Annotated in this window: 18 protein-coding genes; 12 read left to right on the top strand and 6 right to left on the bottom strand. The window is 68.8% G+C overall.

The window, feature by feature from the left end; all coding sequences use genetic code 11:
• The first annotated feature begins 14 nt into the window (after positions 1–14).
• Both cadR and ACZ5MC_RS17300 read left to right on the top strand, forming a co-directional pair.
• Entirely contained in the window at positions 15–446 is a 432-nt protein-coding gene (gene cadR, locus ACZ5MC_RS17295) for a Cd(II)/Pb(II)-responsive transcriptional regulator (RefSeq protein WP_306601730.1), read from the top strand.
• Between the two features lie 32 nt (positions 447–478).
• The gene (locus ACZ5MC_RS17300; RefSeq protein ID WP_464516355.1) at positions 479–2593 is read left to right on the top strand and encodes a hypothetical protein; all 2115 of its coding nucleotides are present in this window, start codon (positions 479–481) and stop codon (positions 2591–2593) included.
• A gap of 1 nt (position 2594) precedes the next feature.
• Here ACZ5MC_RS17300 and ACZ5MC_RS17305 read toward each other — a convergent pair whose 3' ends face one another.
• The gene (locus ACZ5MC_RS17305) at positions 2595–4682 is read right to left on the bottom strand and encodes a prolyl oligopeptidase family serine peptidase (protein WP_464516356.1); all 2088 of its coding nucleotides are present in this window, start codon (positions 4680–4682) and stop codon (positions 2595–2597) included.
• Between the two features lie 74 nt (positions 4683–4756).
• Positions 4757–6565 (bottom strand): AMP-dependent synthetase/ligase, encoded by a 1809-nt coding sequence (locus tag ACZ5MC_RS17310; protein WP_464516357.1) that lies wholly within the window; start codon positions 6563–6565, stop codon positions 4757–4759.
• 266 nt (positions 6566–6831) lie between these two features.
• On the opposite strand from ACZ5MC_RS17310, the gene fadB reads away from it, so the two are divergent.
• The 6 genes from fadB to ACZ5MC_RS17340 are packed head-to-tail and all read left to right on the top strand — an operon-like array spanning position 6832 to position 15801.
• The gene (fadB, locus tag ACZ5MC_RS17315; RefSeq protein ID WP_464516358.1) at positions 6832–8988 is read left to right on the top strand and encodes a fatty acid oxidation complex subunit alpha FadB; all 2157 of its coding nucleotides are present in this window, start codon (positions 6832–6834) and stop codon (positions 8986–8988) included.
• 2 nt (positions 8989–8990) lie between these two features.
• The gene (fadA, locus tag ACZ5MC_RS17320) at positions 8991–10154 is read left to right on the top strand and encodes an acetyl-CoA C-acyltransferase FadA (protein WP_306601734.1); all 1164 of its coding nucleotides are present in this window, start codon (positions 8991–8993) and stop codon (positions 10152–10154) included.
• Positions 10155–10202: 48 nt separating this feature from the next.
• Complete coding sequence (locus tag ACZ5MC_RS17325; protein WP_306601735.1) at positions 10203–12020, top strand: acyl-CoA dehydrogenase; 1818 nt, start codon at positions 10203–10205, stop codon at positions 12018–12020.
• Between the two features lie 2 nt (positions 12021–12022).
• The gene (locus ACZ5MC_RS17330) at positions 12023–14047 is read left to right on the top strand and encodes a (Fe-S)-binding protein (protein ID WP_464516359.1); all 2025 of its coding nucleotides are present in this window, start codon (positions 12023–12025) and stop codon (positions 14045–14047) included.
• A 15-nt stretch (positions 14048–14062) separates the two neighbouring features.
• Positions 14063–14830 carry an electron transfer flavoprotein subunit beta/FixA family protein gene (locus ACZ5MC_RS17335; protein ID WP_306601737.1) on the top strand — a complete coding sequence of 256 codons (768 nt, stop codon included), beginning with the start codon at positions 14063–14065 and terminating at the stop codon, positions 14828–14830.
• On the top strand, positions 14830–15801 hold the full coding sequence (locus tag ACZ5MC_RS17340) for an electron transfer flavoprotein subunit alpha/FixB family protein (RefSeq protein ID WP_306601738.1): 972 nt from the start codon (positions 14830–14832) through the stop codon (positions 15799–15801). Before ACZ5MC_RS17335 ends, ACZ5MC_RS17340 begins: the two co-directional genes overlap by 1 nt.
• A 149-nt stretch (positions 15802–15950) precedes the next feature.
• Here the strand turns inward: ACZ5MC_RS17340 and ACZ5MC_RS17345 are convergent, their stop codons facing one another.
• The 4 genes from ACZ5MC_RS17345 to amrB all read right to left on the bottom strand — a co-directional run bounded on the left by ACZ5MC_RS17345 (position 15951) and on the right by amrB (position 20513).
• Complete coding sequence (locus ACZ5MC_RS17345) at positions 15951–17564, bottom strand: acyl CoA:acetate/3-ketoacid CoA transferase (RefSeq protein ID WP_306601739.1); 1614 nt, start codon at positions 17562–17564, stop codon at positions 15951–15953.
• 155 nt (positions 17565–17719) lie between these two features.
• Positions 17720–19129, bottom strand: coding sequence for a sigma-54 interaction domain-containing protein (locus tag ACZ5MC_RS17350; protein ID WP_306601740.1), 1410 nt, complete (start codon positions 19127–19129; stop codon positions 17720–17722).
• Positions 19130–19183: 54 nt separating this feature from the next.
• Positions 19184–19750, bottom strand: a complete 567-nt coding sequence (gene amrA / locus ACZ5MC_RS17355; RefSeq protein ID WP_306601741.1) for an AmmeMemoRadiSam system protein A — start codon at positions 19748–19750, stop codon at positions 19184–19186.
• Positions 19728–20513 (bottom strand): AmmeMemoRadiSam system protein B, encoded by a 786-nt coding sequence (amrB, locus tag ACZ5MC_RS17360; RefSeq protein ID WP_306601742.1) that lies wholly within the window; start codon positions 20511–20513, stop codon positions 19728–19730. The genes amrA and amrB overlap by 23 nt, the downstream gene beginning before the upstream one ends.
• Positions 20514–20612: 99 nt before the next feature.
• Here amrB and amrS point away from each other — a divergent pair, with 99 nt between their 5' ends.
• From amrS to ACZ5MC_RS17380, 4 genes are all read left to right on the top strand, one after another.
• Positions 20613–21656 (top strand): AmmeMemoRadiSam system radical SAM enzyme, encoded by a 1044-nt coding sequence (amrS, locus tag ACZ5MC_RS17365; protein WP_306601743.1) that lies wholly within the window; start codon positions 20613–20615, stop codon positions 21654–21656.
• Positions 21657–21711: 55 nt separating this feature from the next.
• Positions 21712–24903 carry a S41 family peptidase gene (locus ACZ5MC_RS17370; RefSeq protein ID WP_464516360.1) on the top strand — a complete coding sequence of 1064 codons (3192 nt, stop codon included), beginning with the start codon at positions 21712–21714 and terminating at the stop codon, positions 24901–24903.
• Between the two features lie 389 nt (positions 24904–25292).
• Positions 25293–26333 (top strand): IS630 family transposase, encoded by a 1041-nt coding sequence (locus ACZ5MC_RS17375; RefSeq protein WP_464516361.1) that lies wholly within the window; start codon positions 25293–25295, stop codon positions 26331–26333.
• Positions 26334–26553: 220 nt separating this feature from the next.
• The gene (locus ACZ5MC_RS17380) at positions 26554–26973 is read left to right on the top strand and encodes a GxxExxY protein (RefSeq protein WP_306598196.1); all 420 of its coding nucleotides are present in this window, start codon (positions 26554–26556) and stop codon (positions 26971–26973) included.
• Positions 26974–26993: the final 20 nt, after the last annotated feature.

The following is a 26993-nucleotide window of genomic DNA, read 5'->3' on the forward strand; positions in this document are numbered from 1 at the left end:
GGGGAGGGCCGTCCATGACCATAGGCGAATTGGCACAGGCGGCCCAGTGCACCGTGGAGACCATCCGCTACTACGAGAAGGAGGGCCTCCTGCCGGCCCCGGGCCGCACCGGCGCCAACTACCGGCGCTATGCCGCCGTGCACCTGGAGCGCCTGCGCTTCGTGCGGCACTGCCGGGCCCTGGACATGGCCCACGCCGAGATCCGGTCCCTCACCGCCCTGCTGGACCAGCCCCAGCTGGACTGCGGCGCCGTCAACGTCATCCTGGACGAGCACATCGACCACGTGCGGGTGCGCATCGACCAGCTGGTCCAGCTGGAGGCCCAGCTGAAGAGCCTGCGGGACCGCTGCCGCACGGAGCGCACGGTGGAGGACTGCGGCATCCTCCAGGGCCTCGCGGAGATGGAGGGGGAGGCCCGCACGGGCAGACCCACCCACCTGGGGTAGTAGACTGGGATTCCACCTCCAAGAGAGCGCGCATGATCCTCCCGACGATCCTTCTCGCCGGCGCCCTGTCGGCCCAGGCCTCCGGCCCCCGGACGCACTTCGTCAGGCAGGTCCTCCAGAACGCGGCGCGGCGCTCCGCCTGGGTCCTGGTGGCCCGGGAGCGGGACCTGGCCCCGGACCCGTGGCGGCTGGACGAGACCTTCCTGAGGCTCCAGGAGGACAAGGACCTCTCCGTCTTCGCGGCGCCCCCGTCCCCGGCCGTGCTGATGTGGGACCACTGGAGCCGTTCCTCCGAGGCGCGATGCCTGCTGGTGAGCCGGGACTTCAGGACGATCCTCGAGTTCCGGGGGCTGCCTTCCGGCGAGGCCCTGCTCGCGGCGATGACGGCGGGAGGCTACCGCACCGTGCGGGTGCGCCGGGAGGCCTTCCTGAAGGAGTTCCCCGACCACGGGGAGGCGCTGGACGAGAAGCTGGGCTCGGCCCTGGGCGTCCTGGGGGCGCGCCTGCGCCTGTCCCAGGCCCTGACGGAGCCCGAGGCGGACCGGTTGTACCAGGAGACCGCCGACACCCTGGACCAGCTCCTCAAGCTTCCGGACTGGTGGCGGCTCTCCCGCATGCCGGACCTGGCCCGGGCCCTGGAGGAGGGTCAGGCGGGACGCTCCCCTCGCATGCGAGGCATCATGACCGGCCTGCGGGAGGCCGCCCGGGAGCGCTGGGCCCGCTCCCCGGCCTCGGGCAGCGCCCGGGAGGGGGCCTTGTGGATCGCCCTGGAGCGCGGGCTGGAGGAGGACCGGGTGGGTATCCTGCCCGACCTGGTCCCGCCGCCGGGGGAGACCTGGCCCAGCCGCCTCGAGGTCAACCTCCTGGTGCGCAGGCCCTGGATGCGCAAGGAGTGGAGAGGCGTGGCGGCCTTCCTGGAGGACCTGCCCGAGGTCATCCCGGGCCGGGCCGCGGGGCCCGGGGACTGGCGGCGCTTCGTGGAACTGCAGGTCCACGTGCGGCTCCTGCTGGCGGTGGCCTATGGCAAGCAGCTTCTCTGGGAGAACGCCGACGCCGCGGCCCTGGAGTGCCGCCGGTGGGCGGGAGGCTCCTGGCCCGCGGCCGCGCAGGCCCTGCTGGACGCCTTCGCCATGGAGCCCCTGCCCCGCAGCTTCTCCGGCATCCTGGGGCTGGATGCCCTCCCCGACTGGCCCATCCCGGTGCGGGAGGAGCCTCTGCGCCTGGTCCGCAAGGGACCGCCCCTGAAGCCTGCGCAGGACGCCGCGCTCCGCGGCGACCCCGCCTTCCTCCTCTGGGGGCCCCGGGAACTCCGCTGGGGCATGGCTTCGCCCCGGGAGGCGGAAATCATGGGGCAGAGCGCCTGGGGGGCCTTCCGGGGCGCCACCACCCTCCTCGCCGCCTGGGAGGATCCGGCGCGTCCCGGCGCGATGGGCCATACCCTCGAGGCCCTGGACACGCCCCGGCTGGCCTGGCTCAACCCCTTCATCCGCCGGGACCCCATCCACCTGGACGCCCGCCGGAAGCGGTTCCGCATCCTGCGGGACCGCATGCCCTCCCCCGGGCTGGAACCCGCCCTCGCCGCCGACGCCACGGCGGCGTTCCTGGAGGTGGAGACCGGCGAGGGCGGCTGGCGCCCGGATACCGCCGCCTGGGCCGCGCCCCTCGCCGCCGCCATGCCCGAACTGGAGGCCGCCCTGCGCCGGTGGCCAAGCTCCGCCGGGCTCTGGGAGACCTGGATCTCCTGGGCCCGGCTGTGCCCGGACCGGCCCTCCGCCTACGCCTTCGCCCGGACGATGCCCGCCGCCGAGCCCCGTTCCCGGTGGCTTTGCCTCCTGCCGGAGAAGGTCCACCGGGCCGTGGCCCGGGAGCTCCTGGAGGCGCACCGCGACGTGGAATGCCGCGGCTGGTTCCAGGAATGCTGGGAGGGGCTGAAGCTCGTGGCCGACGACCTTCCGGTGCGCATCACCTCCGCCCAGGTGGACCTCGTCTTCCCCTTCCTCAAGGCCGCCGGGGAGGACGGCACGGAACTGGCCAGGGAGCGCGACGCCCTCCTGGCGAGCATCCCCGCCCCGCGCCCGCCCTCGGCGGAACCCGCGCCCGGCGCCTTCGCGGCGCTCACGGACCTGCGGGTTCCGGGGCGGAAGTGATTCAGCGCAGCGTCTTGTCCAGGAAGGTGTAGGCCAGGGCCCAGAAATGCGCGGTCTGGCGGTTGTCGGCGCCCGCGCCGTGGCCGCCCTCGATGTTCTCGAAGTACCGCACGTCGTAGCCCATGTCCTTCATCTTCGCGAACATCTTGCGGGCGTGGGCGGGGTGCACCCGGTCGTCCCGGGTGGTGGTCATGAAGAAGGTGGCGGGGTATTTCTGCGCGGGCTTGACGTTCTGGTAGGGGGAGAAGGTCTGCAGGTAGGCCCACTCCTCGGGCTTGTCGGGGTCACCATACTCGGCCATCCAGGAGGCGCCGGCCAGGAGGTGGGAATACCGCTTCATGTCCAGCAGGGGGACCTGGCAGACCACAGCATTCATGAGCTCCGGGTACATGACGAGCATGTTGCCCACCAGGAGGCCTCCGTTGCTGCCGCCCTTGACGCCCAGGTGCCGAGCGGAGGTCACCTTTCGGGCCGCCAGGTCCCGCGCCACGGCGGCGAAGTCCTCGTAAGCCCTGGGGCGGTTCGCCTTCAGGGCGGCCTGGTGCCAGGCGGGGCCGTACTCGCCGCCCCCGCGGATGTTGGCGACGACCAGGACTCCGCCTGCCTCCAGCCACCCGCGCCCCACGACGCCGCTGTATGCGGGCATCCGCGAAACCTCGAAGCCGCCGTAGCCGTCCAGCAGAGTGGGGTTCGTGCCGTCCAGCCTCATGCCCTTCCGGGACACCTGGAAGTAGGGGATGCGGGTTCCATCCTTGGAGGGCGTGAAGTGCTGGGTGACCTCCATCCCCTTGGCGTCGAAGAGGGCCGGCAGCGACTTGAGCGTCTCAGGTTCGCGGCCGGGGGTCCCCAGGCACAGGCGGTCGGGGGTGAGGAAGTCGGTCACGTTCATCAAGAATTCGTCCGAGACGTCCTCGTCCACTGCGGCGATGTGGACCGTGCCCATGGACGGAGCCCCCTTCAGCGGTTCGGATTTCCAGGTGCCGGGGGTCAGCACCGTCAGGCGGTTCTTGACATCGTCCATGACGTTGAGGACCAGACGGTTCCGGGTCCAGGTCGCATCCTCCAGGGAGGTGGTGGCGCTGGGCTGGAAGAGCACGGCGAAGTCGCGTTTTCCGGCCAGGAAGTCGTCGAACTTCGCGGCGAGGAGGGACCCCGCGGCGTAGGTCTTCCCGCCCACCGTCCAGGAGGTGCGCAGTTTGAGGGTCAGCCATTCCCGGTGCCAGGAGGGATCGGCGTCGTCCGGGACCTCGAGCCGGCGCCGGGAGCCGTCCCCGGCCAGGAGGAAGGTCTCCTGGGTGTAGAAGCCGGGCTTGCGGATCAGGAAGTCCCGCTCGAAACCGGGGGTGGCGTCGTGGTACGCCCCCGCCGACAGGTCGGTCTCAAGGCCCTCGAAGACCGCCTTGGCCTGCCCGAGGGGCGTGCCCCGCTTCCAGATCTTCGCGATCCGGGGGTACCCGGACGTGGTCATGGATCCCTTGCCGAAGTCGGTACCCACGAAAAGGGTGTCCGGGTCGATCCAGCTCACATCGGACTTGGCCACGGGCAGCTGGAACCCGCCCTCCACGAAGGTCCGGGTCTCCACGTCGAACTCCCGCACCACCGCGGCGTCGGAGCCGCCCGGAGACAGCGAGACCAGGCACCGGCGATAGCCGGGCCGCAGGAACTGCGCGCCGTGGAACACCCAGCCCTGCTTCTCGGCCTTGCCCAGGGCGTCGATGTCCAGCACGGTCTCCCAGGCGGGCTCGGCCTTGCGGTATTCCGCCAGGGTGGTGCGCCGCCAGAGGCCGCGGGGATGGGCCGCGTCCTTCCAGAAATTGTAGTAGTGGGCGCCCGACTTGGTGATGTAGGGGATCTTCGCCTTGGAATCCATGATCGCGAGGAGATCGTCCTCGAGCTTCCTGTAGGCGGGAGAACCTTCCAGCTCCTTCGCGGTGACGGCGTTGGCCGCCCGGACCCAGTCAAGGGACTTTTCGCCGGTGACGTCCTCCAGCCAGAGGTAGGCGTCCTCGGGGGCGGGGGTGGGTGCGGGGGTCTTGCCTGAGGCCATGAGCGTGATCCCTAGAAGGAGGGGCAACCATCTTCTTTCCATTTGTGGCTCCAAGTCCAGTTACCTGGGGTAACCAAACAACCTTCCCACCGGACGGGCCGGCCTGTCAAAGAACGTCAGCAACCTTCGTACAGGTTCCCGATGGCGTCGGCGTAGCGCTCGCACACCGCCTTGCGCTTGATCTTGAGGCTGGGGGTGAGCAGACCGGAGTCCAGGGTCATCTCCTCGCTGGAGAGGACGATCTTCCGGATGCGCTCGAAGTTGGACAGGTGCTCGTTGATGCGTTCGATGCGCGACATGACCTTGGCCATGGCCTCGGGCCGGGCCACCAGCTCGGCGTCGGACGCGTACGCGACCCCGGCGCGCTCCGCCCAGCGGCGCAGGCTGGCCATGTTGGCGATGATGATCGCGCTGAGGAAGTTGCGGTGGTCCCCGATGACCACGGCCTGGGCGATGTACCTGTCCTGGGTCAGGAGCCGCTCCAGGGGCTGGGGGGCGACGTTCTTGCCGCCGGAAGTGACCAGGAGCTCCTTCTTGCGGTCCGTGATCCGAAGGCGGCCCAGCTCGTCGAGGGCCCCGATGTCGCCGGTGCGGAAGTAGCCCTCCTCGTCGAAGGCCTGCTCCGTGGCGAAGGGGTCGTTCCAGTAGCCCAGGGTCACGTTGGGCCCCTGGCAGAGGATCTCCCCGTCCTCGCTGAGCTTGAGGAAGGGCTTGCCCTGCCATTCGTCCAGGAGGGGCTTGCCCACGTATCCGGGCCGGACCTGGTTGACCATGTTGATCGTCAGGATGGGGCTGGTCTCCGACAGGCCGTAGCCCTCGAAGACCGGCACGCCGGCCGCCCAGAAGAACTCCATGACGGGCGCGCCCAGGGCGGCCCCGCCCGAGGCCGAGATCTCCAGGCGCCCCCCCAGCCGGTCCCGCACCTTGGAAAAGACGGCCCTGTCGGCCGCCCCGTAGAGCGCCCCCAGCAGCAGCCCCGGCGCCTTGCCCACGTAGCGCAGGGCCGCCATGCGCCGCCCCACCCACATGGCCCAGTGGAAGACGTAGCGCTTTGCGGGGCCCGCCGCGGCCACCGCCTCGCGGATCCGCGCGTAGACCTTCTCGTACACCCGCGGCACCGCCAGCAGCACCTGGGGACGGACCTCCAGGAACGCCGCGGGCAGGTTCTCCAGGTCGGTGACGTAGTAGATCGCCACCCCCGCGTGGAACATCGTGTAGTGCCCCCCCATCCGCTCGAAGATGTGGGAAAGCGGCAGGAAGCTCATGCAGCGCTGGCCCGGATGGATCTCTAGCACCTTCAGGGCCGCCAGGATGTTGGAGACCAGGTTCCCGTGGGTGAGCATGGCCCCCTTGGGCTCGCCGGTGGTGCCCGAAGTGTAGATGAGCGTGAGGAGCTGGCCCGGGTCCCGCTGCGAGGCCCAGACCCGCACCTGGGGCCGCAGGTCCTCCTGGAGCCTCCCTGCGGCCTGCAGGCCCTTCCAGGTGAGGATGCGCCGCCCGGGAACCTCCGGAGGCTCGCCGTCCATGAGCACCGCGGTCTGAAGCTCCGGCAGCCGGGGCCAGGCCGCCAGGACCTTGTCGAGCTGGGTCTGCGTGGAGCAGAAGATCATCCGGGCCCCGCTGTGCCGGATGATGTACTCGGTGGAGAGGGGGTTCAGGGTGGGATAGACCGGGGCGGAGACGATGCCGAGGATGGCGCAGGCGTAGTCGGCCATGGCCCATTCGGGCCGGTTCTCGCAGAGGATGGCCACCCGGTCGCCCTCCAGGATCCCCTCGTGCCGGAGCGCCAGGGCCAGCCGCTCCACCGTCGTTTGGATATCCCGATGGGAGAGCGGGACATATGTTCCCCCGGCCTTGTAGGCCATGGCATCGGGCAGGTCATGACCCAGGGCTTCGTAAAAAAGCTCTGCAATGGTCTTGATCAACGGGATCTCCTCCGAGGTTGGGTCATCCTATATCCAATTCACCGGGAAAAAAGAAATAATCAAATCTTGCATGGGGGTCCGGGAGGCGGCAGAATGCTCCATCTTTTCCAGCTACGCCGCCGTGCTGATGGGTTTCGGCGAGAATCTGGGCGGAGCGGGAAACTGAAAAACTAAATAGTTTATTCGATATTAATTGATCGATTCTCACCGTTATCCCCCGCCGACACCCCAGGACAACCCGGTCAATTTATAGGAGCACCCGCACCATGAAATTCGAAGGCCAGTCCATCCAGTGTTCCATGCTCGAAGGCGGAAGGGTCGAGCTCCGGTTCGACCTGAAGGATGACTCCGTCAACAAGTTCAACAAAGCCACACTCTCCGAATTGGCGGAAGCGATCGGCCTGATCAAAGCCGACCCCGAGGTCCGTGGATTGCTGGTCACAAGCGGCAAGGATTGCTTCATCGTTGGGGCCGACGTCACGGAATTTACTGAATATTTCAAGAATCCGGAGGACCAGCTCGCCGAATGGCTGCTGCAAGTGGACAAAATCTTCTCCACGGTGGAGGACTTCCCCTTCCCCTCCGTGACGGCCATCAACGGCTTCGCCTTCGGGGGCGGCCTCGAGTTCTGCCTGGCCACCAGCTACCGGGTCATGGCCTCGGACACCCGCATCGGCGTCCCCGAGACCAAGCTCGGCATCTTCCCGGGCTGGGGCGGCACGGTGCGCCTGTCCCGCCTCACCGGGGCCGACAACGCCATCGAGTGGATCGCCGGCGGCGACCAGCACGGCGCGGAGGAGGCCCTCAGGATCGGCGCGGTGGACGCCGTGGTGCCCCCCGCCAAGGTCCGGGAGGCCGCCCTGGACCTCCTGGCCCAGGCCATGGCCGGGCGCCGGGACTGGAAGGCCCGGCGGCTGGAGAAGGTCTCCCCGCTCAAGCTCAACCCCACCGAGACCATGATGGTCTTCGAGGGCGCCAAGGCCTTCGTGGCCGCCAAGGCCGGCCCCAACTACCCCTCCCCCGTGGCGGCCATCGAGGCCATGCAGCGGGGCGCCACCCGGGGCCGGGACGACGCGCTGGCCATCGAGGCCGCCGCTTTCGCGCGCATGGCCAAGACGCCCACCGCCTACAACCTGGTGACCATCTTCCTGGGCGACCACTACGTGGGCAAGGTGGCCAAGAAGCTGGCCAAGGCCGGGGCCAAGGTGGAATCGGCCGCCGTGCTGGGGGCCGGGATCATGGGCGGGGGCATCGCGTACCAGTCCGCCTCCCGGGGCACCCGCATCGTCATGAAGGACATCGCCGAGAAGGCCCTGGACCTGGGCCTGGCCGAGGCCGACAAGCTCCTGGTCAAGCGCGTTGAGCGGGGCAAGCTCACCGCGGCGGCCATGGCCGACGTGCTCACCCGCATCCGGCCAACCCTTTCCTACGGGGACTTCAAGGCCGTCGACCTGGCCGTGGAAGCCGTGGTGGAGAACGAGCAGGTCAAGAAGGCCGTCCTGGCGGAGGTGGAAGGGCAGGTGCGGGAGGACGCCATCCTGGCCAGCAACACCTCCACCATCTCCATCACGCGCCTGGCCGAGGGCCTCAAGCGGCCTCAGAACTTCTGCGGCATGCACTTCTTCAACCCCGTGCACAAGATGCCCCTGGTGGAGGTGATCCGGGGCCGCGCGTCCTCCGAGCGCGCGGTGGCCACCACCGTGGGCTACGCCCTGGCCATGGGCAAGACCCCCATCGTCGTCAACGACTGCCCCGGGTTCCTGGTGAACCGGGTGCTGTTCCCCTACTTCGCCGGGTTCATCATGCTGGTGAACGAGGGCGTGGACTTCCAGCGCATCGACAAGGTCATGGAGAAGTTCGGCTGGCCCATGGGGCCCGCCTACCTGCTGGACGTCGTCGGCATCGACACGGCCCACCACGCCGACGCCGTCATGGCACGGGAATTCCCCGACCGCATGGCCCACGAAGGAAGGACCGCCATCGAGGCCATGTTCGAACTCAAGCGCTTCGGCCAGAAGAACGGCAAGGGCTTCTACGCCTACGTGCCGGACAGGAAGGGCGCCCCGAAGAAGGAGGCCGACCCGGAGGTCCCGGCGATCCTCCAGTCCCTGGCGCGCGCGGACGCCGCGCCCGTCACGGACCAGGACATCATCGACCGCATGATGCTCCCCATGATCATCGAGTGCTCGCGCTGCCTCGAGGACCGGATCGTCGCCACGCCCGTGGAGGTCGACATCGGCCTGGTGTACGGCCTGGGCTTCCCGCCCTTCCGGGGAGGGGCCCTGAGATACGCCGACGCCGTGGGCCTCCGGGCACTCTGCGAGAAGGCGGAGAAGCTCAAGCGGCTCGGCAGGCTCTATGAACCCACGGCCCAGATGCAAAAGCTCGCCGAAGCCGGTCTCGGCTTCCATCAGGAGAAATAGCGATGAAAGACGTCGTCATCGTCGATGCCGTGCGCTCGCCCATGGGCCGGTCCAAGGGGGGCATGTTCCGCAACGTCCGCGCCGAGAACCTCTCGGCGGCCATGATCACCGCGCTCCTCCAGCGCAACCCCAAGGTCGATCCGGCCGAGGTGGAGGACGTGATCTGGGGCTGCGTGCAGCAGACCCTGGAGCAGGGCTTCAACATCGCGCGGTTCGCCTCCCTCATGACCGCCATCCCCCACACCGCCAGCGCCCAGACCGTGAACCGACTCTGCGGCTCCTCCATGCAGGCCCTGCACGCAGCCGCCATGGCCATCATGACGGGCAACGGCGAGGTGTTCGTGGTGGGCGGGGTGGAGCACATGGGCCACCTCCCCATGTCCCACGGCGTGGACCCCAATCCCGCGTTCAGCAAGCACGCCGCGAAGGCCTCGGGCATGATGGGCCTCACCGCCGAGGTGCTGGCGAAGATGCACGGCATCAACCGCGCCTCCCAGGACCAGTTCGCCCTGCGCTCGCACCAGAAGGCCCATGCCGCGGCCACGGAAGGCCGGTTCAAGGACGAGATCGTCCCGGTGGAGGGCCACGACGAGAACGGCTTCTCCCGCCTCTACGACTTCGACGAGGTGATCCGCCCCGATTCCACCCTGGAGGCCCTGGCGGCCCTCAAGCCCGCCTTCGACCCCAGGAACGGCACCGTCACCGCCGGCAACTCCTCGGCCATCTCCGACGGGGCCTCGGCCCTCCTGGTCATGTCGCTGGACCGGGCCAAGGCCCTCGGCCTGACCCCCATGGCCCGGGTCAAGGCCATGGCCACCGCCGGTGTGGATCCTTCCATCATGGGCTACGGCCCCGTGCCGGCCGTGAAGAAGGCCCTGGCCCGCGCCCAGATGAAGGCCGGCGACATCGAGCTGTGGGAGCTCAACGAGGCCTTCGCCGCCCAGGCCCTGCCGGTCCTCAAGGATCTGCAGTTGCGGGACCAGGTGGAAAAGAAGGTCAACCTCAACGGCGGCGCCATCGCCCTGGGGCACCCGCTTGGCTGCTCGGGGGCCCGCATCACCACCACCCTCCTCCACCTCATGAAGGCAAGCAACCGTTCGACCGGCGTGGCCACCATGTGCATCGGCCTCGGACAGGGCATCGCCACCGTCTTCGAACGCGTATAGTACCTGACAATCCAGCCCACAAGGTTTCCTCACCGATACGGAGGCACTATGGCTCAGATTCTTGCGGACCGCAGGGATATCGACTTCGTCCTTCACGAGCAGCTGAAGGTCGAGACCCTAAGCACGCATGACCGCTTTGCGGACTTCAGCCGGAAGTCGATCGACCTGATCATCAACGAAGCCCGGAACCTGGCCGTGAAGGAGATCCTCCCCACCCAGGTGGACGGGGACCGCGTCGGGGCCCGGTTCGACGAGGGCCGGGTCAAGGTGCCGGAGTCCTTCCACAAGGCCTGGAAGGCCCTGCGCGCGGGCGACTGGCTCGCCATGACCGAGGACCCGGAGTGGGGCGGCCAGGGCATGCCCCGCGTCGTGGCCACGGCGGCCTCCGACTACCTCATGGGGGCCAACTTCGCCTTCATGATGCACGGCGGGCTCACCCACGGGGCCGGCAAGCTCATCGAGACCTTCGGCACGGACACCCAGAAGCGCCTCTACCTCAAGAAGCTCTTCAGCGGCGAGTGGACGGGCACCATGCTCCTCACCGAGCCCGAGGCGGGCTCGGACGTGGGCGCCCTCACCACCACCGCCACCCCCAACCCCGACGGCACCTACACCATCACGGGGAACAAGATCTTCATCTCCGGCGGCGAGCACGACCTGACCCCCAACATCATCCACCCGGTGCTGGCCCGCATCGAGGGGGCGCCGGCCGGCACCGCGGGCATCTCGCTCTTCGTGGTGCCCAAGATCCGCGTGAACGACGACGGCAGCCTCGGCGAACCCAACGACGTGGTCTGCACCGGCATCGAGGAGAAGATGGGCATCCACGGCAACGCCACCTGCTCCATCGCCCTGGGCGGCAAGGGCGGGTGCCGGGGCACCCTCCTGGGCGAGGCCAACAAGGGCATGCGGGCCATGTTCATGATGATGAACGACGCCCGGCTCATGGTGGGCAACCAGGGCCTCTCCTGCGCCAGCCCTTCCTACCTGTACGCCGTGAACTACGCCCGCACCCGCCTCCAGGGCCGGCACCTGCTCAAGATGATGGACAAGAGCGCCCCCGCCGTGCCCATCATCCAGCACCCCGACGTGCGCCGCATGCTCATGCTCATGAAGGTCTACGTGGAGGGCATCCGCAGCCTCTTCTACTACCTCGCCCACTGCTCGGACAGCATCGCGGTCTCCACCGACGCCGACGAGAAGGCCCGGCTCCAGGGCATCATCGACTTCCTCATCCCCATCGCCAAGGGCTACGTCACCGAGCGCTGCTTCGACGTCTGCAGCCTGGGCGTCCAGGTCTACGGCGGCTATGGCTACATCCGCGAATACCCCATGGAGCAGCTGCTGCGGGACTGCCGGATCACGGCCATCTACGAGGGCACCAACGGCATCCAGGCCATGGACCTGCTGGGCCGCAAGCTCGGCCAGAACCAGGGCCGGCCCATCATGGACCTGTTCGAGGCGTTCCGCGCGACCCTGGCCGAGGCCCGGGACGTGGACCGCGCCGCGCCCCTGGCCGAGGCCCTCGAACCCGCCGTGATCCGCCTGGAGGAGGTGGCCCGCCACATGGGCACCACCGCCCTCTACGGCGACCTCCTCACGGCCGCCGCCCACGCCCACCCCTTCATGGAGGTGTGCGGCGACGTGGTCCTGGGCTGGCAGCTCCTGTGGCGGGCCAAGGTCGCGGCCGAGGCCCTGGCGGTGGGCGGCAAGGAGAAGGACATCGCGTTCTACGAAGGCCAGATCCGGAGCGCCCAGTTCTTCAACGCGGTCCTCCTCCCCGTGGCCCTGGGCCGCATGGACGCCATCCTCTCCGGCTGCGCCATCGCGGTGGAGATCCCCGAGGACGCCTTCGGCGGCAAGTGAACATGACACCCTTCTCGCCGGCCACCGCAACCCTGGCGGGCCTTCCCGCCAGGATCCCGTTCCTCCTCATCCCCCTGGCGGGCCTGGCGGTCTTCGCCTGGATCATCCGCCGGCGCCTGGAGCCCCTGCTCCGGGCCGCGCCGGATCCCCGGCGCGGCCAGACCGGGGCCCGCCTCTTGCTGGTCCTGAAGATCTGGCTCGCCCAGTGGCGGCACCCCCGCTACCTGCTGGCGGGGGTCCTGCACATCATCCTCTTCTTCGGCTTCCTGGTCCTGGGCGCGCGCTCGACCCAGCTGGTGTTCCTGGGCTTCATCGACGGGTTCTCCCTGCCGGGCTTCGGCCACGCTTACGACGTGCTCAAGGACTATGCCGCCACGGCCACGTTCGTGGCCGTGGCCATCCTCGCCGTGCGCCGTGCCGCCTTCAAGCCGGCCCGCTACGCCGTTCCGGCGGACATGGGCAAGGACCACACCCCGGAAGCCCTCCTGATCCTGGGCATGATCCTCACCCTGCTCCTGTCCGAGAGCCTCTTCGAAGGCAGCCTCCTGGCCGCCGCCGGCGGCACCGCCTCTCCCCTGACCCTGGCCTGGGCCTTCCGCCACGCCCTGGCCTCGGCCCCGGTGCCGGTGCTGGGGCACCTGAACCTCGCCGGGTACGCCGTCCACGACCTCACGTTCTTCCTCTTCCTGTGCTTCCTTCCCCTGGGCAAGCACTTCCACGTCATCACCTCCCTTTTCAACGTGTTCTGGATGCGGGTGGAGACCGGCAACGTCAAGCCGGTTCGCCACGGCGTCGGCGACGCGCAGCTTGACGAGATCAAATCCTTCGGCGTCAAGAAGTTCGAGGACTTCACCTGGAAGCACATGCTGGACTTCTACAGCTGCGCGGACTGCGGACGGTGTTCGGACCGGTGTCCGGCCAACTTCGTCAAGCGGCCCCTCTCCCCCCGCTTCATCAGCATCAAGGCCCGGGACTACGCCTTCGCCCACTATCCGCTCCTGGGTTCCGCGGTGGAAGGCAAGCCCCTCGTGGGGAGCATCTTCAGCGAGGACGAGATCTGGAGCTGCACCACCTGCGGCGCCTGCGAGGAGGAGTGCCCCCTGGGCATCGAATACGTGGACAAGATCGTGGACCTGCGCCGGGGCATGGTGGACGAGGGCCTCGTGCCCCAGTCCATGCAGAAGCCCCTGGGCGCCATCGAGAAGCGCGGCAATCCCTGGGGCAAGCTCGAGAAGAAGCGCGCCGACTGGTGTGCGCATGCGGGCGCCTCCGTCAAGCAGGTGGACAAGGGCGACACCGCCGAGGCCCTCTACTTCGTGGACAGCATCACCAGCTACGACGACCGCATGCAGAAGATCGCCCAGGCCTCGGCCCGGATCCTCGACAAGGCCGGCGTCGACTTCGTGGTGCTGGGCAAGGACGAGAAGGACAGCGGCCACGACGTGCGGCGATTCGGCGAGGAGATGCTCTTCCAGAGCCTGAAGGAGCAGAACACCGAAGGCATCCGGGCCTCCCAGGCCCGGCGCATCGTCACGAACGACCCCCACGCCTACAACGCCCTCAAGCACGACTACCCGGGGATTCCCCCGGTTCAGCACATGAGCGAGCTCATCGCCGCCGGGATCGAAAGCGGCAAGCTGCGCATGCGGACCCCCGCCGACGGCCGCACCTACACCTACCACGACCCCTGCTACCTGGGCCGCCACAACGGGGTCTACGACGCGCCCCGCCAGGCCCTGGACGCCATCCCGGGCCTCAAGCGCGTGGAGATGGAGGGCAACTGCCGGGACCGCTCCTTCTGCTGCGGAGGGGGCGGCCTCATGCTCTTCTACGAGCCCCACGAGGAGCAGCGCATGGGCGTGGTCCGGGTCGAGATGGCCCGCAAGGCCGGGGCCGACGTGATCGTCACCGCCTGCCCCTACTGCCTCACCAACATCGAGGACGCCATCAAGGTGGCCGGCCTCGAAGGCAAGATGGAAGCCATCGACCTGTGCGAACTGGTCGACGGCCACCTTCAGAACGACTGACCCCGGAGGAGAGGAATGGAGATCCTGGTTTGCGTGAAGCGCGTTCCCGACGCCGCGGAGAACGAGATCGCCGTGGAGGGCGGGGCCATCCGCGGCGACGACCTCGTCTACTCAGTGAACGAGTGGGACAACTATGCGGTGGAGGAGGCCATCCAGATCGTCGAGCGGGAGGGGGGCAGCGTCACCGTGGTCACCGTGGGCGACGGCGACGCCGAGGAGGTGCTGCGCCGCGAGATGGCCATGGGCGCCAACCAGGGCCTGCTGCTGTCCGACCCCGCCTTCGCCGGCGCCGACGGCCTGGGCCTGGCGACCATCCTGGCCGCGGCCGTGCGCAAGGGCGCCTACGACCTGGTGCTCACCGGGGCCCTGGCCGACGACGGCGCCGCCCAGGTGGGCGGCATGCTGGCGGCCCTCCTGGACTGGCCCTTCGCGTCCCTCGTGAACCTCGTCGAGGTGGACGGGTCCCGCCTGAGGGTGGGCCGCGAGATCGAGGGCGGCACCCAGGAGGTCAGCGACATCGACCTGCCCTGCGTCCTCTCCATCCAGACCGGCATCAACGAGCCCCGCTACGTGGGCCTCCGGGGCATCCGCAAGGTGGCCTCCGTGGAGATCCCGGTGCTGGACGCCGCGGCCCTGGGCGTGACGCCCGCGGCGGCGAAGGTCCGGCGCCTCGACTACTTCGTGCCCCCGGCGGGAGCCGGGGCGGACATGCTCACGGGGACCACGGCCGAGCTGGCCGGGCAGCTGCTGGGGCTCCTGAAGGCCAAGGGAGGGATCAAGTGATGGCTACCGTCTTCGCCTACATCGCCCATGCCGGCGGCAGGGCCGACGACTCCGCCCTGGAGCTCCTCGCTGCCGTCCGCACGCTGTTCCCGGGCGCAGACCCCGTCGCCCTGGTGGCCGGCTCCGGCCCCTCCCTGGAGGCCGCGTGCCAGGAGGCCGCCGCCTCCTTCGCCGAGGTGTGGAAGTTCGACCAGGAGGCCCTGGCCTATCCCAACGCCGAACTGCTCCGCCCGCTCCTGGCCAGGGTCCTGCCCCCCGGCGCCCTGGTGCTCCTGCCCCACAGCACCCTCGGCATGGACCTGGGCCCCGGACTCGCCGTGAAGCTGGGCGCGGCCTACCTGCCCGACGTGGTGGGCGGAAGCCCCCTCGAGGGGACCTCCCTGCAGGCCGTGCGCCAGGAGTTCAGCGGCCAGGTGTCGGCCCACGTGGCCTGTGACGTGTCCGGCGGCGCCGTGGTCACCCTGCGTTCCGGCGCCTTCAAGGCCGAGCCGTCCCGGTCCGCCGGGGGCAGGGTGGTGGACCGGTCCGCCGACGCCGGGGGCCTTTCCGCCCGGCGCCGCTTCGTCAAGCTGGTGCAGGCCGAGGCCGGCGACATCGACATCACCCGCGAGGACGTGCTGGTGTCCGTGGGCCGGGGAATCGGGGACAAGGAGAACATCGCCCTGGTGGAGGAGCTTGCCGAGGCCATGGGCGCGGCCCTCTGCTGCTCCCGCCCCATCGTGGACGCCAAGTGGCTGGAGAAGCCCCGGCAGGTGGGGACCTCGGGCCAGACCGTCAAGCCCAAGGTCTATCTGGCCCTGGGCATCAGCGGCTCCTTCCAGCACCTGGGCGGCATCAAGGGCAGCCCCTTCCTCGTGGCCGTGAACAAGAATCCCAAGGCGCCCATCTTCCAGGCCGCCAGCGTGGGGATCGTGGCCGACCTGCTGGAGCTGGTGCCGGCGCTGACGGAGGCGATCCAGAAGGGGAAGTAGGCGGATCTCATTCCATCCATCCCTTCGATCCGGTTCATCCCCGCGCCAGCCCTGCTGGAACGGGGATGAACCGTATGCAGGGGATGAAGGGGGTGGGAAGGATCAGGTGTTTCGGGCCTGGGACGCGCTCCGGGCGGCCGGTTCCGGATTCATTCCGGCCGCGGGGACAAAAGGGCCAGCAGCCCCATGGGTTCCGGCCGGAAGATGGCCGGGTGCATCAGGCGGAGATCCCCGGCGATGGCCGGGACGAAATCCATCCGACCGAGGATGTCCCGCTCCAGGTCCACGCCGGGGGCGATCTCGGTGAGCTCCAGGCCGGTTTCCATGAGGCGGAAGACGCAGCGCTCGGTGACGTACAGCACCTTCTGGCCCTGGCGGAAGGCCACCTCGCCGCTGAAGGTGCGGTGTTCCACCTCCTTGACGAACTTGCGTGCCGAACCCTCCTTGCGGATGGTCAGGCGGCCCTCCTCCACGGCCACGTCCAGGCCGCCGGCGGTGAAGGTGCCCACGAACACCACGGTCTTGGCCGACTGGGAGATGTTGATGAAGCCTCCGGCGCCGGCGAGGCGCGGGCCGAACTTGCTGACGTTCAGGTTGCCGCGGGCGTCCGCCTGGGCCAGGCCCAGGAACGCCAGGTCGAGGCCCCCTCCGTCGTAGAAATCGAACTGGGAGGGCTGGTCGATGACCGCGGCGGCATTGGTGCCCGCGCCGAAGCTCAGGCCCCCGGCCGGAACGCCGCCGATGACCCCGGGCTCCGTGGACAGGGTCATGAGCCCGGAGGCGCCTTCCTCCACCGCGACCGAGGAGATGCCCTCGGGCATGCCGATGCCCAGGTTCACCATGCAGTCCGGCTCGAGTTCCATGGCGGCGCGCCTGGCGATGACCTTGCGCTCGTCGAGGGCCATGGGAGCCAGGGAGGAGAGAGGCACGCGGATCTCGCCGCTGTACGCGGCGTTGTACTGCTCCAGGAAGGTCTGCATGTGGTACTCGGGACGCTCGGCGACCACCACGTAATCCACAAGGACTCCGGGCACCTTCACCTCCCTGGGATTGAGCGTGCCCCGCTCGGCGATGCGCTCCACCTGGACGATCACCTTGCCGCCGCTGTTGTGCACGGCCATGGCGATGGCCTGGGCCTCGAGCGTGAGGGCCTCCCGCTCCATGGTGACGTTGCCGTCGGGATCGGCGGTGGTGCCGCGGATGATCCCGATCTGGATGGGGAAGGCGTTGTAGAGGAGGTAGTCCCGGCCGTGGATGACGATGCGCTCGACCACGTCCGCCGTGGTTCGGGCGTTGAGCTTGCCGCCCCCGAATTCCGGGTCCACGAAGGTGCCCAGGCCCACGTGGCTGATGGTTCCCGGCTTGCCTGCGGCGATATCCCGGAACATGTGCGCGATGACGCCCTGGGGCAGGTTGTAGGCGTCGATCTGCTCGGCGAAGACGAGTTTCTGGAGCTTGGGGGTCAGGCCCCAGTGCCCCGCGATGACCCGCCGGAGCAGGCCCGGATGGGCCAGGTGGTTCACGCCCCGCTCCCCGGCGTCCCCCTGCCCCGCGGCGAAGAAGAGCGTCAGGTCCCGGGGGGACCCGGTCTCGAGGAAGCGCTTCTCGAGGACCAGCGCCACGTTCTCGGCGAATCCGATGCCGGCGAAGCCGCCGGTGGAGATGACGTCCCCGTCCTTGATGATGGCGACCGCCCCGGCCACGGACGTGACCTTGCTCCTGCGCAGACGGGGTTCCTGGGCGGCGGGGGCTGGGGCGTGCATGGCGGCTCCTGTCGAAAGGTCGGCTGGCGTATCGCAATGGGGATGCCAACATTCTAAACCGCACGGAATAAGCAGTTAAACAACCCCCGCCAGGCGCCGCGTCCCGGGTTTGAGACACCGGGACCGGAATCCGGGTCTCCATCGTGCGACACGTCTCAGTTCCGGGACGCAGCCTGCAGTTCACCCATTCGGCGGTAGAAGGTGGCCCTGGACATGCCCAGGCGCCTGGCGGCGTCGGCGGCCCTGCCGTTGCAGGCCTGGAGCGCGGCCGTCAGGATGCTCCGCTCCGCCTGCGCCACGGCCTCAGAGTAGCTAAGATCCGGCCCGGCCGGGACGGGCGGCGCCTGGCCGGGCTTCACCAGGCCCTGGAAGTCCTGGACGTCCAGGATGTGCTCGTCGCTGTTCATCATGGCCCGCTCCAGGACGTTGCCCAGTTCGCGCACGTTGCCGGGCCAGGCGTGGCGCCGGAGGAGATCCATGGCGCCGGGGCTCAGCTCCCGCCCGACGCTGCCCGTCCTCAGGCCGGCGGCCTCCAGGAGGTGCTCGCAGAGCAGGTCCAGGTCCCCGGGGCGCTCCCGCAGGGGCGGCAGGGGGATGCAGAGGACGTTGAGGCGGTAGAAGAGGTCCTTGCGGAACCGCCCCTCGGCGACCATGGCCTCCAGGTCCCGGCTGGTGGCGGCCAGGATCCGCACGTCCACCGTGATGACCCGGTTGGATCCGAGCGGCTCGACCTCGTGGTCCTGGAGCACCCTCAGGAGCTTGGCCTGGAGGGGCAGCGGCATGTCGCCGATCTCGTCCAGGAACAGGGTGCCGCCGTCGGCCAGCTCGAATTTGCCGGGGCGGGGCCTGCGGTCCGCTCCGGTGTAGGCCCCCGGCGCCACCCCGAAGAACTCGGCCTCCAGCAGGTTCTCGGGCACCGCGGCCACGTTCACCGCCACGAAGGGCTTCTCGGCCCGGGGCCCTCCCGCGTGGATGGCGTGGGCCAGGAGCTCCTTGCCGGTGCCGGTCTCGCCGGTGAGGAGCACCGGCGCCTCCAGGAGGGCCGCGCGGCGCCCCAGGCGCTTGGCCTCCATCGTCTTGGGGCTGATGCCGATGAGGGAGGAGAAGGTGTACTTGGCGCGCCGGGCCTCGGCCAGCTTCTGCCGCGCCCGGGCCAGGTCCGTCTGGAGCCGGGAGTAGGTCTCGAGCATGGGCCGCAGGGGCTCCAGGTCGCTGAAAAGGGCGAAGGCCACGGCACCCACGACCGTGCCGTCCTCGTCCTTCACCGGCATGCGGATGACCACGAAGTTCTGCCCCGCGACGTGGAAGAGGTCCAGGAGGTGCGGCTTGCCGGTGACAAGCACCTGGCGCATGAGGCTTCCGGGGATCACCTCCTCCACCACCTGGCCCAGGGCCTTGACGGGGTCCACGCCGAGCCGGGCGGCGTACCGCTCGCAGATCCAGACGACCCGGGCGTCCTTGTCCACGATGAGGGTGCCTTCGCTCTGCTCCAGGCACTGGAACACGGACTGGATGGCGGCCTGCTGGAACCGGGTTGGATCCTGGAGGAGGTAGTGGCGTGTCACCGGAGCGCCCTTGCTGGAAATGCCCCCGATTCTACATGGATTACTCATGAGTCGCTAGGGGATCTGCAGGGCCCGGTAGCGCAGGGCCCGGCCGATCCGTCTGCACCCGGTCTTGAGCTTGAGTTCCCTCAGGAACTCCCAGGGGTCCGGCAGTTCCTTCCACACCGAGGGCAGGAAGGTCGCCCGCAGGGCCCCCGCGCACAGGACCAGGCCGTCCCGGCCCGGCACCAGCCGGCGGACCAGGTCCGCCTCGCAGGCGAATTCCAGGGGCCGGAGCCGGGTGAGGATGGAGATGGACACCTCCAGGTCCTCCAGGTCCCGGGCCCGCAGCGGCGGGAACCGGGAATCCAGGAAGGCCGCGGCGAAGGCGTTGTCCGCCACGTCCCGGGCCAGGGGACGCGTGGCCTCGAGGCGGCCCGTGCAGCCGCGCAGCTCCCCCCAGCGGCGGAGGGTGACGAAGGTGGCGCGGGGGCGGGCCAGGGCGGGCGGCAGCAGGGCCAGCTCCACCGGCAGGGGCGTCCCCGCCTCCACGCCGTGGCGGATGGAGGCCCGCGCCAGGTCCAGGAGCAGCTGGCGCCCGGTGGCTCCCAGGACGGCTTCAGGCGAAAGCGAAGGCGCCATAGCCCACCACCCGGTCCCGGCCCCCGGCCGTGTCGCCGGAATTGCGCACGTCGAGGACCTCGGCTTCCAGCCCGCGGCGGCGCGCCGCCACCAGGAGCCCGCGCACCGGCGCGCAGCCGCAGGCGGCCTCGTCGCCCAGGGCGGCCGCGTCCAGGCGCCGGATGGCCTCGGCCGTGGCCAGGTCCATCTTCCGCGCTTCCGCCGACGTCAGGTAGTGGCTCAGGTCGGAGGAGACCACCACCGCCGTCCCCGCCTCCTCCCAGAGCCGCTCCACCACCCCGGCCACCTCGCCGGGTCCCGCTTCCCCCACCACCACCGGCACCAGCGTGAAGGCGCCCAGCACCTCCTGCAGGAAGGGCAGCTGCACCTCGAGGCTGTGCTCCAGCTCGTGGGCGGCCTCCAGGAGGCACACGGCGGGCAGGTCCAGGAGCCCGTCGGAACCCTCCCGGTCGACGGGCACCGTGCCCAGGGGCGTGGCGAACCCGCCGGCGCCGCTCAAAGCCAGCCCCCGGAAGGCCACCCGGTGGGAAGGTCCCAGCACCGCCACCCGGCGGATCCGGTCCCGGCCCAGGCCCAGCCTGGCGAAGGCCTGGCCCGCCACCGGGCCGGAGTAGACGTAGCCCGCGTGCGGAGCGATGACGGCCAGGGGCGCCGCGCCCCCGGGCCGCGCCTTCCCCAGGCAGCCCTGCACCAGGGCCCGCAGCCGCAGGGGATCGGCGGGGTAGAAGGAGCCGGCGAAGGCGGGCTGGCGAATGTGGCCCATGGGGGACCTCCGCAGCCGAACGAACTAGCTTGTCCGTCCCAACATCCGGGTTGCGCGCCCCCCTGTCAATGACCGAAATTGTGCTCATCCGAGGGAACCATGGTGCCTGCGACGCAGTCTCCCTCCGCACGCTTCTGGCGCAGCCTGGAGGGCGGGGCCGTGGCCTGCGGACTCTGTCCCCGCCGCTGCCGCCTGCGGGAGGGCCAGCGGGGCTACTGCCTCATGCGGGGCAACGAGGGCGGCGCCATGGTGCTGCGCGGCCCTGGCCGGTCCAGCGGCTTGTGCGCCGACCCCATCGAGAAGAAGCCCCTCTACCATTTCCTGCCGGGCACCCAGGTGCTCTCCTTGGGCACCCTGGGCTGCAACCTGGGCTGCCGGTTCTGCCAGAACTGGGACATCAGCCGCGCGAGCGCCGAGGCCCTGCTCACGGACGGCGCCGCACCGGAGGCCGTGGCCCGCATGGCCCTGGCCCGCCGCTGCCGAGGCGTCGCCTTCACCTACAACGACCCCGTGGTCTTCCACGAGCAGGCCGTGGACACCGCCCAGGCCTGCCGGGAGCTGGGCCTGGCCACCGTGGCCGTGACCGCGGGCTACCAGTGCCCGGAACCCCGCGCGGAGTTCTACCGGCACATGGACGCCGTCAACATCGACCTCAAGGGCATCACCGACGGCTTCTACCGGCGGTACTGCGCCGGGCGCCTGGGGCCGGTGCTGGACACCCTGAAGTACGTGCGCCGGGAGACGCGCACCTGGCTGGAGGTCACCACCCTCCTCATCCCCGGCGCCAACGACTCCCCCGCGGAACTGGACGCCCTCACCGGTTGGGTCGCGGACAACCTCGGGCCCGACGTCCCGCTCCACTTCACGGCCTTCCACCCCGCCTGGAAGCTCACCGCGCTCCCCCCGACCCCCGCCGCCACGCTCCTGGAAGCCCGGAACACCGGCCTGCGCAACGGCCTGCGCCACGTCTACCTGGGCAACGTCCGGGAACCCGAAGGCAGCGCCACCGTGTGCGCGGGGTGCGGGCACCTCCTCATCGGCCGGGACGGGTACCGCCTGACGCGGTGGGACCTCACGCCCCGCGGCGACTGCGTCCGCTGCGGAACATCCCTCCCCGGCGTCTTCGGGGCCGACCCGGGATGACGGGCATGCATCGGGTTTTGAGGTAAACTGGGGAACCCAACCCTCCGGAGGCCCGATGCGCCCCAACCTCTGCCACGCCCTCGTCCTGGCTCCCTCCCTCCTCCTGGGACAGAGCGACCTGCCCCGGTTCGTGACCTATCCCGACATCCACGGGGACGAGGTGGTCTTCACCTACGAGGGCGACCTCTGGACCGGCACCGTCAAGGGCGGGCCCGCCCGGAGGCTCACGAGCCATCCCGGCGCGGAGTTCGCGGCGCGCTTCAGCCCGGACGGGAAATGGCTGGCCTTCACCGGCCAGTATGACGGGGGCAGCAACGTGTACGTGATGCCCGCCGGAGGGGGTACGCCCCGGCGCCTCACCTGGCGCGGGGCGTGCACGGTCCAGGGCTGGTCTCCGGATGGGGCCCGGGTGCTCTTCCGGGCCGCGGTGCAGGGCGACTGCAACCCCATGACCCAGATCTGGTCGGTGGATCTCCAGGGCCACGAGCCCCAGGCCCTGCCGCTGGGCAAGACCGCATTCCAGGCCGCCATCTCCCCCGACGGATCGAAGGTGCTCTTCAACCCCACGGGCAGCGAGGACTACTTCTGGAAGCGGTACAAGGGCGGCCTGCACGCGGAGCTCTGGCTGGAGGACGTGAAGGCCGGCACCTGGCGGCGGGTCACCGATCATCCCGGGAAGAGCGCCTACCCCATGTGGACGGCCCAGGGCGGCGTCCTCTTCCTCTCCGACCGGGGCGAGGGGGGCTTCTCCAACCTCCACACCCTCGACCTGGCCACGGGGGCCGCCAGGGCGCTGACCTCCTACAAGGACTTCGACGTGCAGTGGCCGGCCACCGACGGGCGCAAGGTCGTCTTCGTCAAGGGGGGCTTCCTCCACCTTCTGGACCCCGCCACGGGTGAGGCCCGCCGCCTCGAGATCACGGCGCCCACCGACGGCTGGCGCTTCGGCCCCCGCACCATCAACGCCAAGGACTACATCCAGTCGGTGCGCCTGGCGCCCGGAGGGAAGAGCCTCCTCCTGGAAGCCCGGGGCGAGCTGTTCTCGCTTCCCGCCGACGCCGCCGGATCCGCCAGGAACCTCACCCTGACCCCCGGCGTCCGCGAGCGTTTCCCCGAGATCTCCCCGGACGGCAAGCGCGTCGCCTACCTTTCCGACGCCAGCGGCGAGTACGACCTCTACGTCCGCCCCGCCGAGGGGGGCCCCGCCACGCGCCTGGCCACGGGCCTGGCCACCACGCTCTACCACCTCTCCTGGAGCCCCGACGGCCAGAAGCTGATGTTCGGCGACAAGAGCTTCTCCATCTACGTCATGGACGTGGCCACCGGCAGGCTCGAGCGCATCGACGGTTCCGCCAACCTCAAGAACGACGAGTTCACCTGGGAGGTGGCCGACTACGCCTGGGCCCCCGACTCCACCTGGATCGCCTACTCGTACCCCGAGGCCAACCGCAACAACCGCATCTGGCTCTACAACCTCAAGACGAAGCAGAAGGTCGCCCTCACCGACGGGTTCTTCGACTCCCTCAATCCCTGCTTCGACCTGGACGGGACCACCCTCTACTACCTGAGCTACAACAACTTCCATGTGCGCCTCGACGCCGGCGAGATGAACGCCATCGAGCCCAACCCGGTCCAGGTCATGGCCGTCGGCCTGCGGGAAAACGGGGCGGGCCCGTTCCGCATCGACGTGGACGGGCTCGGGGACCGCACCGCGCTGCTGCCCGTCAAGCCGGGCAACATCTTCCACCTCAAGGCCGGCAAGGGCCTCGTGGGCTATTCCACGGTGGAAGGCTGGGACGACTCCGTGGTGGAGGAGGTCTTCAGGCCCCGCGGCCAGACCAAATGGCAGATGCACTTCTTCGAGACCGGGCCGAAGAAGGAGACCGTCCTGCCCGACCCCGTCGCCGAGTGGGGCTTCTCCCCCGACGGCGCCAGCCTCTATGTGCGCAGGGCCGACGCCGTCCATGCCGGCCCCGTCCAGGCCGTGCTGGCCTCCAAGGCGCTTCCCGAGCGCGTCAACCTGGACCGGCTGGCCCTCACGGTGGTCCCCCGCGAGGAGTGGAAGCAGATCTTCGAGGACGCCTGGCGCTGGTACCGGGACTTCTTCTACGACGCCAACATGCACGGACGCGACTGGAAGGCCGACCATGACCGCTACGCCCAGTGGCTGCCCCAGCTCACCAGCCGGGAGGACCTCAACTGGCTGCTGAGCCAGATGGTGGGCGACCTGTGCGTGAGCCACACGTACGTGGGCGGGGGCGACCGCGGACCCGCCCCCGCCCCCGGCCCCGTGCGCGCCGCGGGCCTCCTGGGCGCGGACCTGGCGGCGGAGGGAGGCCTCTACCGCTTCACGCGGATCCTGGGCCCCACCCCCTACGCCCCTGAACTGAAGGGCCCCCTGGCCGGAAAGGTGAAGGAGGGCGAGTATCTCATCGCGATCGACGGCACGCCCCTCAAGGCCCCGGAGGCCGTCTACGAGCGCCTCCAGGTCGTGCCCGGCCAGAAGGTCGTTCTCACCGTCAACACCCGGCCCGTGGCCGGCGGAGCCCGGACCGTGGAGGTCGAGCCCATCTCCAACGAGTTCCCCCTGCGGTACGAACGCTGGATCGCCGACAACGTCGCCACCGTGGAGAAGCTCTCCGGGGGCCAGCTGGGCTACCTGCACCTGTCCGCCATGGGCGCGCCCAACATCGGCCAGTTCGACAAGTTCTGGCGCGCCTTCCGCTACCGCAAGGGCATCGTGGTGGACGTGCGCGGCAACCACGGGGGCTGGACCGAGTACTTCATGGCCGCCAAGCTGGAGAATCACCAGGTCGGCTTCAACGTCCTGCGCGGCATGACCCCCTTCCGGGTGCCCAACACCGCCTCCGACGGCCGCTACGTGTTCCTGAGCAACGAGCAGAACGGCAGCGACGGCGAGGCCTTCCTCAGCCACGTGAAGGCCCGGAACCTGGGCCCCGTCGTCGGCGTTCCCAGCTGGGGCGGCCTGGTGGGCATCATCAACACCCAGATCACCCTGGACGGCGGCCGCGTGGAGCAGTCCAACAACGCCTTCTACGGCAAGGAGGGCAAGTGGTGGGTGGAGAACGAGGGCGCCATCCCCGACATCCGCGTGGAGAACGACCCCGCCAGCTTCCTGGCCGGCCATGACCGGCAGCTGGAGGTGGGCGTGGCGACCCTCCTGAAGCAGCTCAAGGAGAACCCCACCCCCGCGTTCCCGCCGGTGCCGGCCTATCCCGTGAAATAGGCGGAGACTGTCTCCGAAACAGGGGCCCCCGCTGCCGGGTTCTAACGGGGATGTGAATTGGATTGAAAGGAAAAGCAGGATAAAGACAGGCTGGTCAAAGCCTGAGCCAGAGGACCCGACACGCGATCGCGACCAACTTGTCCCACATCAAGTCAGTCAGAATGCACCTCGGCATCCAGCCACCTCCTTATGGAATCTGGATACCGCTTTCGAACCATGAGTACAACCCAGCTGTTCATCGCTTTGGGTATGCCGACACGTCCTAGTGTAGGCCGCCAGAAATACCTGTAACGCCAATACAGCTCGTCGCATCCAAGCGGCAGGTGAGAACTTTGGCGCAAGTGGGGCGAGTTGATCTAACTGTGGAGCAATTCAGACGCCTTGAGGAAATGGCGCGGAGCCGGACCTTGCCTGCGCGCAGCATCCTGCGGGCCAAGATTGTTCTTCATCGAGCTTCTGGCGAGTCCTTTCGTGACATCGGCCAGGCTTTGGGCTGTGATCATCGGACTGCTTGGCAATGCCTCAAGCGATGGGAGGAAGCGGGCTTCGATGGCCTCGAGAGGGAACGCCCAGGTCGAGGCCGGAAGTCTTGGGTGATTGCTTTGAAGGGGCAAGAGGTGCTCCATAAGACGACGCAGGAACAGCCCGTCAATGCCACGCACTGGAGCCGGGCCTCCATGGCGCAGGCCACCGGGGTGAGCGAGAGCACGGTGGGACGCATTTGGCGTCAGAATGGCCTCAAGCCGCACCGCACCGTTGGTTTCAAGTTAAGTAACGATCCTCATTTCGAAGAGAAGTTGGTGGACATCGTGGCCCTGTATCTGGACCCTCCGGAGCATGCCATCGTGCTGAGCGTAGATGAGAAGAGCCAGATTCAGGCCCTGGACCGGACTCAGCCTGGCCTACCGATGAAGAAGGGTCGCTGCGGCACCATGACGCACGACTACAAGCGCAATGGAACGACCACCCTCTTTGCGGCCATGAACACGCTGGATGGTACGGTGATCTCGGCCACGATGCCACGTCATCGCCATGAGGAGTGGCTGAAGTTCCTCAAGCGGCTTGAGCGGGGTACGTCGAAGCGACTCGCTCTGCACATCATTTGCGACAACTACGCCACCCACAAACATCCGGCGGTCAAAAGCTGGTTGAAAGGCCATTCGAGGGTCCACGTTCACTTCACCCCCACCAGTTCATCGTGGTTGAACATGGTGGAGCGATTTTTCCGGGACATCACGGAGAACCGCATCCGAATGGGTATTTTCAGATCCGTCCCGGAACTCGAAGCAGCGATCCACACCTATATCGCGAGACACAATGCCGCTCCGAAACCATTTGTTTGGACCGCGTCCGCGAACGATATCCTCGCCAAGGTGACACGAGCACGGCAGGCCCTCGCGGCCATTCGGACGGCCTCTGCCAAGGGTTGACGGCGAACCTGCCTTTTTCTTTTCCTCGGTATCCTCGGCCTCCTCGGCGCCTCGGCGATGGCTTTCTCAAGTATCATTCGGCGCAAAGATTACATGCGCCGAAGCACCCGTCGAAAAGCCCATCGCCGAGGCGCCGAGGAGGCCGAGGATACCGAGGAAAGAATTCTGGCCTGAACGTCCCGGCGTGATTGAGCGCACTCCTGACCCGAAGGAGGAAGTCATGGGTCGGCATTGGGGCGAAGATTGGGGCGACAACTATCCCCATCGAGATATCACCGAAGCCATCATCCTCGCTGCCATCAGGGTGCAGATAGTTCTGGGGCCTGGACTCCTGGAAAATGCCTACAAGGCTTGCCTCGCCCATGAACTCAGGTTGGCCGGACACGAGGCCCTACGCGAGGTTCACCTCGACATCACCTACAAGGAATTGTGCGTCGAGAATGCCTACATCATGGATATCGTGGTGGACCACAAGGTGGTCGTCGAGGCGAAGGCCATTGCGAAGTTTTCGGATGCCGACTTCGCCCAACTGAATAGTTGCCTCCACTTTGCAAATTTCGAAGTGGGCCTGCTGATCAATTTTCATAACTGGCCCCTCAAGGACGGGGGCATCAAGCGACTCGTCAACACCAAGCCCTGAACTGGACCCGAGGCGAAGGG

Source organism: Mesoterricola sp. JemC181, assembly GCF_055384585.1.

Bases quoted from the DNA above. Each gene is read 5' to 3' on its own strand.
- cadR (WP_306601730.1), top strand. From the start codon at position 15: ATGACCATAGGCGAATTGGCACAGGCGGCCCAGTGCACCGTGGAGACC.
- ACZ5MC_RS17300 (WP_464516355.1), top strand. From the start codon at position 479: ATGATCCTCCCGACGATCCTTCTCGCCGGCGCCCTGTCGGCCCAGGCC.
- ACZ5MC_RS17305 (WP_464516356.1), bottom strand. From the start codon at position 4,682: ATGGAAAGAAGATGGTTGCCCCTCCTTCTAGGGATCACGCTCATGGCC.
- fadB (WP_464516358.1), top strand. From the start codon at position 6,832: ATGAAATTCGAAGGCCAGTCCATCCAGTGTTCCATGCTCGAAGGCGGA.
- fadA (WP_306601734.1), top strand. From the start codon at position 8,991: ATGAAAGACGTCGTCATCGTCGATGCCGTGCGCTCGCCCATGGGCCGG.
- ACZ5MC_RS17325 (WP_306601735.1), top strand. From the start codon at position 10,203: ATGGCTCAGATTCTTGCGGACCGCAGGGATATCGACTTCGTCCTTCAC.
- ACZ5MC_RS17330 (WP_464516359.1), top strand. From the start codon at position 12,023: ATGACACCCTTCTCGCCGGCCACCGCAACCCTGGCGGGCCTTCCCGCC.
- ACZ5MC_RS17335 (WP_306601737.1), top strand. From the start codon at position 14,063: ATGGAGATCCTGGTTTGCGTGAAGCGCGTTCCCGACGCCGCGGAGAAC.
- ACZ5MC_RS17340 (WP_306601738.1), top strand. From the start codon at position 14,830: ATGGCTACCGTCTTCGCCTACATCGCCCATGCCGGCGGCAGGGCCGAC.
- ACZ5MC_RS17345 (WP_306601739.1), bottom strand. From the start codon at position 17,564: ATGCACGCCCCAGCCCCCGCCGCCCAGGAACCCCGTCTGCGCAGGAGC.
- amrA (WP_306601741.1), bottom strand. From the start codon at position 19,750: ATGGCGCCTTCGCTTTCGCCTGAAGCCGTCCTGGGAGCCACCGGGCGC.
- amrB (WP_306601742.1), bottom strand. From the start codon at position 20,513: ATGGGCCACATTCGCCAGCCCGCCTTCGCCGGCTCCTTCTACCCCGCC.
- amrS (WP_306601743.1), top strand. From the start codon at position 20,613: ATGGTGCCTGCGACGCAGTCTCCCTCCGCACGCTTCTGGCGCAGCCTG.
- ACZ5MC_RS17370 (WP_464516360.1), top strand. From the start codon at position 21,712: ATGCGCCCCAACCTCTGCCACGCCCTCGTCCTGGCTCCCTCCCTCCTC.
- ACZ5MC_RS17375 (WP_464516361.1), top strand. From the start codon at position 25,293: ATGGCGCGGAGCCGGACCTTGCCTGCGCGCAGCATCCTGCGGGCCAAG.
- ACZ5MC_RS17380 (WP_306598196.1), top strand. From the start codon at position 26,554: ATGGGTCGGCATTGGGGCGAAGATTGGGGCGACAACTATCCCCATCGA.